The sequence below is a fragment of the Aliterella sp. E5.1 genome (assembly GCF_057473825.1).
Genome location: NZ_JBYCCV010000309.1, coordinates 1 through 1,654, shown reverse-complemented (window position 1 = coordinate 1,654; position 1,654 = coordinate 1). Strand labels below are relative to the sequence as shown.

The 1,654-nt window shown below is 48.7% G+C and carries 3 protein-coding genes; 2 read left to right on the top strand and 1 reads right to left on the bottom strand.

The window, feature by feature from the left end; all coding sequences use genetic code 11:
• The first annotated feature begins 296 nt into the window (after window positions 1-296).
• Window positions 297-680 (top strand): hypothetical protein, encoded by a 384-nt coding sequence (locus AC2VE5_RS26645; protein WP_486890552.1) that lies wholly within the window; start codon window positions 297-299, stop codon window positions 678-680.
• A 75-nt stretch (window positions 681-755) separates the two neighbouring features.
• Window positions 756-905 carry an isochorismate synthase gene (locus tag AC2VE5_RS26640; protein WP_486890551.1) on the top strand — a complete coding sequence of 50 codons (150 nt, stop codon included), beginning with the start codon at window positions 756-758 and terminating at the stop codon, window positions 903-905.
• Window positions 906-1,425: 520 nt separating this feature from the next.
• Here AC2VE5_RS26640 and AC2VE5_RS26635 read toward each other — a convergent pair.
• A partial coding sequence (locus AC2VE5_RS26635) for a helix-turn-helix domain-containing protein (protein ID WP_486890550.1) occupies window positions 1,426-1,654 on the bottom strand: 229 nt, incomplete at its 5' end.

Here is a 1,654-nt window from a genome sequence, read left to right as displayed (position 1 = left end):
AAGAAATTGGCCTACTGCGTGAGGGCAGTTAATTCAGTCAGTTGATTTGTTATAACTGTATCCCTAGCATATCTCTACCCAGACTAAATCGTTGTTCCAGATTAGCTTTTGTGCTTTCGTAAACACAGTTCGGGTAACAACTGGCACTTTTTAAAAATATCCTCTAAGCCATTCAATTTGTTAAGTCGTCTGGTAAGTCCTGCTACCTCCTGAGTGATCCTGTTCTAGCCTTAGGATAGAGGAGGTTCAAAAAGGCTGGTGTTAAATGTAAAGCAACTGGGCTGAGGACTAAAGCAATGTCAGAGACAGCAGACAATCACGAACAATCAATCGAGCAGCACGGGCAGCAGACCCAGGATCATGGCAAGATGCTGCAAAAGCATTCAGGGTCTATCTCAGCCCATGGTCAAAAGGTAGAAGAATTTGGCAAAGCGATCGCAGCCCACGGTCAAGCAGCAGAGGCCCATGCTAAAGCGGCACAAGATCCCGATCTATCTCCCTCCCAACAACAGCAAGAAAAGGATCAAGCGGTCCAGGACTATCTTCAGGCCAACCATGCTCACAGCCAAGCAATCCATGAGCATATTCAAGGCATTCAGGAATTTTTAGCGGAGTCTCGGCAAACCCTGGAAGCCTCAAAACGCCAACAGCAGAAGATTGAGAAATCTACAGAGTCTTAATACTTGCTAAGGGGGGTTTAGCTTGCTCCAGTATTTTCCTATACTGAGAGATATGCCTGAAAAGGAGAAACGCTGATGTCTGTCTTTGAACGAATTCAGCAAGCCTTTGAATCCTTTTTTAGATCCGCCGCCCGGATTTTTAGCCCCTCGGACGACGAATACCCCAACACGGGTACTCAGCCCTACGAGGGAGACCCCTACGATGAAAGGCATCAAGATCGCTAGCCTTTCTCCGGCGATCGCTCAGTACTTCTAAGCTTTTGGGCTTCCAAGCTTTTGGGTTAACAAAGATTACTGCTCAGCCTCGGCGCTAGCAACTAAACTCCAGCCTAAACGGAGTAATTTCTGATACGTAGCCCAGCCCTTAGAGCCGTTAGGGACTTTGTAGTCTGGGGCTGCGTGCTCACGAAAGGCAGTGTAAGGTTGCCAGGGTTGGCTGGGATGGGTCCGCAGGTGCAAAATCTTGTCGGTATTGGGGCCGTCAACAGACAGCCAACACATTTGTTTCAGCATAAGAATATGCCTCAGCTTCAGGACAGCGTAGGGGAATTTTAGAAACCTCCTGGGTGAGAAATTAGACTCTAAGTTAGTCAAGGAACCAGGGAAATTTCTCTACCAAAAGTTTTAGTTTCAATCCGGGATCGTACCCCCAGGGATAGAGAGTGAAGCAGCTATTCCGGGAGGATTTAAAGGGTAGGTCCCCAGGAGATGGAATCCCTACAACGAAGCAAAAACCTGAGAACTCCTAAAGCGCATCGTCCTTGAGAATAATGTGGCGATCGCCATCGAAGCTTAGCTTGCCTTGATGCTGTAAGGTTTGCAAAAGGCGCGTCATGGTTACGCGGGTGGTGCAACAGGCATTAGCCAGATCAGCATGGGTCAGGCGGACGCCCAGCCGGGTTCCTTGGGGCACCGATTGACCGATCTCCTGCTTTAGCAGTCGCAACAAATGGTGCAAGCGTTCCCTCACTTGC